The organism is Zongyangia sp. (genome assembly GCF_965361945.1).
Map to the genome: position 1 here is coordinate 1 of NZ_CBDTOK010000154.1, position 8,334 is coordinate 8,334.

The 8,334-nt window shown below is 51.2% G+C and carries 6 protein-coding genes; 5 read left to right on the plus strand and 1 reads right to left on the minus strand.

The genetic code is table 11. The features are described 5' to 3' along the window. A partial coding sequence (locus tag ACZ25G_RS09680) for a GH32 C-terminal domain-containing protein (protein WP_463682308.1) occupies window positions 1-3,561 on the minus strand: 3,561 nt, incomplete at its 3' end. A 370-nt stretch (window positions 3,562-3,931) separates the two neighbouring features. On the opposite strand from ACZ25G_RS09680, the gene ACZ25G_RS09685 reads away from it, so the two are divergent. The 5 genes from ACZ25G_RS09685 to ACZ25G_RS09705 all read left to right on the plus strand — a co-directional run bounded on the left by ACZ25G_RS09685 (window position 3,932) and on the right by ACZ25G_RS09705 (window position 8,217). Next, window positions 3,932-4,114, plus strand: coding sequence for a hypothetical protein (locus tag ACZ25G_RS09685; RefSeq protein WP_463682309.1), 183 nt, complete (start codon window positions 3,932-3,934; stop codon window positions 4,112-4,114). Between the two features lie 123 nt (window positions 4,115-4,237). Next, window positions 4,238-4,459, plus strand: coding sequence for a hypothetical protein (locus ACZ25G_RS09690; protein WP_463682310.1), 222 nt, complete (start codon window positions 4,238-4,240; stop codon window positions 4,457-4,459). A 560-nt stretch (window positions 4,460-5,019) separates the two neighbouring features. Then, window positions 5,020-5,979: a 5-bromo-4-chloroindolyl phosphate hydrolysis family protein gene (locus ACZ25G_RS09695; protein WP_463682311.1), complete on the plus strand. Its 960-nt coding sequence runs from the start codon at window positions 5,020-5,022 to the stop codon at window positions 5,977-5,979. 56 nt (window positions 5,980-6,035) lie between these two features. Beyond that, entirely contained in the window at window positions 6,036-7,184 is a 1,149-nt protein-coding gene (locus tag ACZ25G_RS09700) for a toxic anion resistance protein (protein ID WP_191509396.1), read from the plus strand. 154 nt (window positions 7,185-7,338) lie between these two features. After that, on the plus strand, window positions 7,339-8,217 hold the full coding sequence (locus ACZ25G_RS09705; RefSeq protein WP_463682312.1) for a damage-control phosphatase ARMT1 family protein: 879 nt from the start codon (window positions 7,339-7,341) through the stop codon (window positions 8,215-8,217). Window positions 8,218-8,334 lie beyond the last annotated feature (117 nt).

Consider the following 8,334-nt stretch of genomic DNA (forward strand, 5'->3'; position numbering starts at 1 on the left):
GACCTTGACAGAGGAGACAGAGTTTGCCACGGTGGCGGTATAGTTCAGGGTATCCTTGTCAAAGGCAGGATCCAGGGTACCGTTGGAGAGCTCCAGATTGCTCAGCTCGGTGGGAACGGGCGCTGGTTCCTTCCAGGCAGAGTTCATGGAATAGATGTTGAGGCTATCCACAGTGACATTGCCGCCATTTGTAAAGAATTCCATACCGTTGCTTTCAGGATCAGGGAAGAAAACAGAGCTAACGGCGGAAATACCGTCATTGCCAAAGGCCTCAATGGCGCTGGAATCTACTAGAATCCGCATCTTAATTTTATTGCCTTCAGGCTTAAGCTCCATATAGCTGACACCGGTATAGGAGATTCCGGATTTACTCTTATCCATCACCAAGCGCTGATTGGCGACATCATATTTGACAACAGTCTCCTGGGTGTCACCCTTGCGCAGTTTGAAACCAAATTCGGTGACGCCGTCGCCCAGGGTAAATTCACCTTCGATGTCCATAAGGGTGCCCTGTTTTCCATCCAGGATATTGGCGGAGTCAGGGGTGACCTCCACGCCGGTGCCCGAATAGATCAGTTCATCCCGCAGGCTTTCCAGCTCCTTGACAGGATAGCTGTACATCCGGATTCCGTCGTCAGTGGTGCGTAGGGTGGTTTCCAGAGGTACGGTCATAGCGCCGTTCCAAACCTTGGTCTCATCCAAAGCGTAGGCGGATTCTCTCAGCCAGCTGACAGAAATAATCCGATCATCGGGAGCGGCGTAGAAGGTCTGGGTGGCATAAACAGTCTGATCGCCGCGGCTTTCCAGCTCGCTGAGATCAGCATTAAACTGGAAGGAATCACCGTTGTACCGCAAAGGATCGGTTTCCGGCTGGAAGGAAAGCTTTCCTTCCCCATCTTTGACCATGTCTCCGATGAGATAGAAGGAGCCGGCCGCGTTGTAGACCCATTTTTTGTTGGAGGAATCTCCGTCAACAGCTACCTGGTACATATCCGGGCACTCCCAGCTGATGGTGTTGCCGTTTTTCAGCTTCAATGTGCTGTTGTAGGTCCAGTTTTTCAGATCAGGAGAGGTGTACATCTTAACTTCACCAGAGGTCAGCAGAACCCAGGTGCCGCCGCCCGCCATTTCTGCGTCTTCATACCAGAAGACCTTGGGGTCAGCGCACCAGCCGTCGGCCAGCACAGGAGCTCCATCCTGGTATTTGGTCCAGGTCAGGCCGCCGTCCTCGGTATAGGCAAGGCCGGTGGCGCCGCTGCCCCGGACAATCGCATATGCGAGGACCATCCGCGCTTCCGGCGGGACAGACTCGTCGTAGAATCCAGCCGTGTTGTTGTAGTCGATAAATCCGCTGCCGGACCACATGTTGCCGTATTCATCGGGGGAGAGGGCCAGGGGAAGCTGGGTCCAATGAACCAGATCTTTGGATACAGCATGTCCCCAGTGCTTCTCATCGGTAGGAGACATACTATATGGATAGGTCTGGTAGAAGAAGTGGTATTCCCCGGTGGCAGCGTTATAGAGCATGCCGTTGGGGTCGTTCATAAAGGCGTATTGAGGCGTAAAGTGAAACTGGGGACGATATTTCTCGTTGTAGACGGTTTCGGGATCCGCGTCCTTGCGCACCCGCAGGGTAAAGGTACGGGAAATGTGCCCCACCGGATCTTCCGCCTTAATGGAAATACTTGTATAGCCGATGGCATTCAGGGGAACTGTCGCGGCCACACCGCTCTCGCACTCCTGCTTGTCGATGGAGAGGACAAAATCCTCCGGAGCCGTCAGGGTGATAGAGACAGAATCGGAACCCTCGTCGGCGACAGCTAAATACTCAGCTTTCCCTTCCACATAGGGCTCAGAGAGCTGGGCGCCAGAGAGCTGCATATCGGTAATACGCGGATTTTGAGCAGGATAATAATTGACGTTATTAAAGGTAACGTCGCCGCCGTTGGTCATTAGGCCAAAATATCCGCCGGTGAAATCGGCGTCTACATAGGTGCCCACCAGGCCGCCATCCAGATAAAAGTTAAAGGTGCCGCCCTCCAAAGCTTCCAAGCGGAGGTGGTAATCCTTTTTCTCAATTTCTGCCTGGGTCAGGCCGCGTTGGATATTCCAGACCTCGGTACCACCGGTATTTTTGAGCATCTTGGTCTGGGTGCCCCACCGTTTGCCCACATTGATGCAGTACCAGTGGGAATAGGGATCGTCGGGGTTCTGCACACCGAAGACCAGGCCGCCGATGCCGTCGCTGTTTTCAAGGTGCATGTCCCCTTCGAAGACAAAGGTTTCACTGCTGTCCACCGTGTCGGTAAACATGGCGAACATGTCCCCGCCTCCGATATTGTTGCCCCGATAACCCCGGGAGGTGGTGCTCCAGTCGCCTTGGACACCGTGAATACCGTTTAAATTGGTGGTAAAACCAACAGGATCGTTGTTAAAGAAGCGAATGTTCTCAAACTTCGCCTCACAGCAATAGGTGGTCAGGCCGACATAGCCGGCCGCATACTCGTCATAGTTGGTGGAGATGATGGGATCGGGGTTGTTGCCGAGATAGACCTTGATATTGCCTTCGGCGTCCACATCCAGCTTGAGATGGAATTTTCCATCTACAATGGCGCCCTCAGGAATGGGCTCCCGGATATCCAGACCAGCTTGATTGCCCTCGTCAAAAAGACGAAGCTGGGAATAGGTGGCTTTGATGCCGATCCAATCCACCCCCAGGTCGGTGCGGTTGACGGTGGAGAACAAAAATCCAGCGTCTCCGCCCTCTAAAAAGGTGATGTCCGCCTCCATGGTAAAGGCGTTGCCCTTGGTTTCGGAAAGGGTGTGGAAGTTACCATTGTTGTTAGGCACAGTGACCGCTCCGGTGAGCGGATCGACAATGGGAGAACCGGTCCAGCCGCCCAGGGATTCCTCATTTTCTGCGGGGGGAGTCTCGGTGTTCTCACGCAGGACAATATTCTCAAATTTTGCGCTGCCAAAATAGCTGGTAAATCCGATGTAGCCGCTGTGGTAGGCGTCGTACTGGTGGGAGATGACAGCCTGGCCGTTGACATAGACGCTGACGATATTGTCTTCTGTCACCGCCAATTTGAGGTGAACCTTTTCATTGTCCAAGGCGCCAGAGGGCAGATTCCCGTATTCATTGAGATTGGAGCCGGCATGGTCGGAGAAAAGCCGGACATTGGAAAATCCAATCTTGACGGCAGTCCAGTCGGTGCCGGGAGCCTCCCGATCGGTGACGCCGAAAATAAAGCCGGCGTCCACATAGCCGTCAGGAAAAGAGACATCCGCCTCCAGGATGAAGGCATCAGCCGTCACCTCCGAAATGACGTGGTTGTTGTCTTCCAGACGATTGACGGTGATGGTACCGGCATCCTTATCCACCGAGCAGTCGCCGGTAAAGGTGCCGTCAAAAATGTTGTCCGTAACGCTGTAAGGCGCAGGACCATCAGCAGGAACATCGATGGCGCTGACCGACAGGCAGGAAAGCACCATCATCAGGGAAAGCACAAGGGACAATATCCTCCGTCCCGGCTTTCCGGAGTATACTCTTCTTCTCATAAGCAGCCTCCATTTGCTTTCAATTGATTTATCTTAAGGCTCCGAGGGAGAACCTCAGGGGCAACCTTCCGCGGGTTTTCCCTTAAAGCCTTTCGACCGGTTACTTCTTGCGGGAAAAGGCTTCTCAATAGGCCCCAAACAGCCATTTTAGGGGCTTTCTCTCATAATTTTTCACTTAAACTGATTATAGCACCGGCAGAAAAACTGTACAATGATCGCACATTTTGCCCTTTTAAAATCCGGAAATTTGCACTTTGAATATTCCGGTAAAATAGCAAAGGAATCAAATTCTTTTTATAAAAATCATCTAGACATGTACTAACAAGTTGCTGTATTTTCATACAAGAGAAGAACTTCTTCAATCAATCTAATGAATTTTAGTGTGACAAATTGGATGAAAGTACAAAATTATAAAAACTTCAAAGGCCTGTTTCTTCATCCTTCAGGCTCGCAGAGAGATCTGACTGAAAAAAGAGTGTCTTCCGCTTCTCCTGCTGGGATAAAAATTTTTCAGCCAGATTTTTATCCGGCAATTATAAAAGTTGGTGACTAACCACAAGAAAAACAAAAAGCGTGTAAAAACTGCCGCGGAAAACGGCGCCCGGCAGAGGCCGGCCGGAAGAAAGGGGCATATGATGATTCTGTACGATATTTTTCTACAGGGGGTGAAACACAGATGATGATGATTGCCACAGTCCGGGAGGTTAGGGATGACAGCCTGCTTGTAAGAAACCGCGCAAACGGCCAGGATGTAGTGGTGCATACAGACTGTACAGGGTGTTTTTGTGCCGGCGATATTGTCAGCATCTTGTTTAACGGGATCATGACCAATAGCCTTCCGCCGCAGATTACGGCTACCAATATCCGGCGGATTTTCTCCCGCGGTTTTTGCCGGTAATTTTGCAGGGAACTACCAACTACCTAATCTATACGATACCAGCGCTGGATCAAATGATATTGATCCAGCGCTTTTTGCGGTGGTGATTTCGGAACATAGGAGAATCTTTTTAAACAAATTCTCACAGTTATTGTTATTTTGCCCTGAATCCGCTATAATGAATTTGATTATTTGTGTTTCGTTCCACAGAATGGAGGAAGAGCATGAGAGAAGACGAGTTGTCCAGGTTGGGGAGAGAAGTTGGAAGAGCAGTGCGCAATGTTTTAAACTCCAAAGATTTCGATGACCTGAGGACATCTATAGATTCTGCTGTGAGGAATATAGGACGTACTCCGGGAAGCCAGCCACCTCCCTTCGGGCAGGAACCCTTTCGGGATTCCTACAACCCTCAAGGTCCGGATAGAAGCGGTCAGTGGCAGCCGGGATCACAACAGGTCCCTCCCAACCAAGGCCAGTGGCAGGCGCCCCCCAGACAGAACCAGTGGCGGGGAGCAAGCCAGCGCTGGCAAAGTAGAAACCCAGCCGGACAGCAGCCTTTCCGGCCTTATACTCCGCCGACTATGAACCGGCAGTATAGAGCCACCTACCGGGCCAAGGACCCGTCGGATACCGGTACCCTGATGATGGTGCTGGGGATCATCTTCACCATTTTGTTCAGTTTTTCTATTGTAAATACAGTGTTCCAGTTTATCGGCGGCGGACTTGAATCCTTGGCCGAATTGGCCTCTTTATTCCTGCTTCTGATCGGCAGCATTGTACTGCTCTGCGTAGGGAAGAGCAAAAGAGACTGGATCAAGCGTTTTCGGGTTTACGCGGCGAAATTGCAGGGCAGAAACTTTGCCACTGTCAAGGAGTTATCCGAAGCGGTAGGATTGCCGGAGGAATATGTGGCCCGGGATCTGCAGAAAATGATAGAAAAAAGGCTATTTCCCCAGGGCCATATGGATGAACAGAAAACTTGCATCATGACCGATCAAGAAACCTACGCCCAGTACCTGAAGACCCAGGAGAACCTGAAAAAACGCCAAGAAGAGGAGCGGAAGGAAAAAGAGCTTTGGGAAAAGGATCCGGAGGCGGCGGCCCTTCATGAGATGCTTGTGGAGGGAGCCCGTTACCGGGAGGAGATCCGGCAAGCCAATGACGCCATTCCGGGAGAAATCATCTCCCAGAAGCTAGATCGTTTAGAGAATGTGACAACGAAGATCTTCGAGTATGTGGAGAAACATCCCAAGAAGCAGCCGGAGATCCGGAAGTTTATGAGCTATTATCTCCCCATCACCCTCAAGCTGGTGGGCGCTTACCGGGATTTTGATGCCCAACCGGTGCAGGGGGAGAACATCATCTCCGCGAAAAAGGAGATTGAGGATACCCTGGATACCATTAATCTGGCCTTTGAAAATCTGCTGGATGGTCTGTTTGAAGATGTGGCCATGGATATTTCCACCGATATTTCCGTTCTAGAAACCATGCTGGCTCAGGAGGGCCTGACAGAGGAAAAGTTCGGCTCTGGAGAAAAATAGAAGTTTGGCGATAAAGCCCGTTTCTCAATTTGAAATTCCAAAGGAGGAATCTTGGCATGAGCGAAGAAATCAAAGAAGTCCCCAGCTTGACCCTAGAACCTTTTGCAGAAGAAGCGCCGGTTGCGCCTGCCGCCGCGGAAACATCTCCGGCCCAGCCGCCGGAGGAAGCGGTTTTGGATGAGAGCAACCTGACCGAAGAAGAGCGGGAGATGGTAGCGGAGTTTGCGGAGAAAATTGAGCTGAGCAATTCCAATATGGTGATCCAGTACGGCGCTGGTGCTCAAAAAAAGATCGCGGACTTTTCAGAAACCGCCCTGTCCAATGTCCGGACCAAGGATCTGGGGGAAATTGGGGACATGATCTCCGGTGTGGTCACCGAGCTCAAAAGCTTTGATGTGGAGGAAAATGAAAAGGGATTTTTTAGCTTCTTTAAGCGCACCTCCAACAAAATTACCGCATTGAAGGCCAAATATGATAAAGCAGAAGCCAATGTGGATAAAATCTCCCATGCTTTGGAAGGACATCAGATCCAGCTGCTGAAGGATGTGGCGATGCTGGATAAAATGTATGAACTCAACAAGGTCTATTTCAAAGAGCTTTCCATGTATATCCTGGCTGGTAAAAAGAAACTGAAACAGGTACAGGAACAGGAGCTTCCCGTTTTAACACAAAAGGCTAAGGAATCGGGACTCCCTGAGGATGCCCAGGCAGCCAATGACCTGGCGGCGCAATGCAACCGTTTTGAAAAGAAAATCCATGACCTGGAGCTCACCCGGATGATCTCCATCCAGATGGCGCCCCAGATCCGTCTGGTGCAATCCAATGACACCCTGATGTCAGATAAAATCCAGTCTACCCTGGTCAACACCATCCCCCTGTGGAAGAGCCAAATGGTGCTGGCGCTGGGTGTAGCACATTCCCAGCAGGCGGCGGAGGCCCAGCGGCAGGTCACCGATATGACCAATGAGCTGCTGCGCAAAAACGCGGAGACGCTGAAGATGGCCACCGTGGAGACCGCCAAGGAATCGGAGCGGGGCATTGTGGATATGGAAACCCTTAAACATACCAACGAAACCCTGATCTCCACCCTGGATGAGGTTGTCCGCATTCAGGAGGAAGGCCGGGAAAAACGCCGTGCGGCGGAATTGGAGCTTGGCCGTATTGAAGGCGAGCTCAAGCAGAAGCTGTTGGATATCCGCAAGTAAGAAAACGCAAAGGCCCTCCGAACCCTCGGAGGGTTTTTGTTTTTCTATCTCATGGGAAGCGGGCACGTGCTTCTTTAGATCTCATCTGATGGGCTCTTGCCTTGCCAAATGCGGGGGAAAGGGGTATCATAAAGAAGACTTAGGAGGGATAGAGATGAATCTCAATGCATCCTGCATCAGCTGTATTGTGGGACGGGAGGAAAAGAGAATCCGGCCGCTTAAGGACGAGGCCATGAAAAAGGACTATATGATCCGGGTGCTGCATATTCTGGCGGAAGACAACGGGGAACCGGCGCCGGCAAAGTCCATCCATTTAAAGAAGCTTCAGGAGGAGATGCTGGGGCCCCAGCCCAGTTGGCGTGAGACCAACCGCAGCTACAACCTGATGATGCTGAAAACCGAAAAAGACCTGCAGGAAAAGATTGCTGCCGCCAAGGATCCGCTGGCAGCGGCAATGCTCTACGCCAGGGCCGGAAATTACATTGATTTCGGCGCTATGCAGGATGTATCCAAGGAAAAATTAGAGGAGCTGTTGGACCGAGCGCTCTCCGAGACATTGGATTCCCAAACCTATGAGGACTTTCTCCAGGACCTAAAGAAGGCAAAAAGCTTGGTCTACCTGACAGATAACTGTGGGGAAATTGTAGCGGACAAGCTGCTGATTTCCCAGCTGCTCCACCAATTCCCCGAGCTTCAGATCACAGTTGTGGTGCGGGGGGAAGAGGCGGTCAATGACGCCACCCTCATCGATGCCAGGGAAGTTGGGCTGACAGAATTGGTGCCGGTCATCGGCAACGGTACAGCCATTCCGGGAACGTATCTGCCGGCGGTTCTCCCTGAGGTGCGGGATCAGATCAAGACGGCGGACCTGATTATCTCCAAAGGGCAGGGGAACTTTGAGTCTCTCCACGAATGCGGGCTCAATATCTATTATCTGTTTCTCTGTAAATGTGAGCTCTTCACCCGGCGGTTTGGAATGAAACAATATGAGGGCGTTTTTATCCGGGAGAAAAATGTGAAGATAAAAGGATAAAAACTTCTGACTTTGATATCACAAAAGGGGCAGGCGGAAAACCGCCTGCCCCTTTTGTGATGCAGTTGGGAAATGAAAGGAAGTAATCAAAATTTAAGGGGTAATCAATGGTTATTT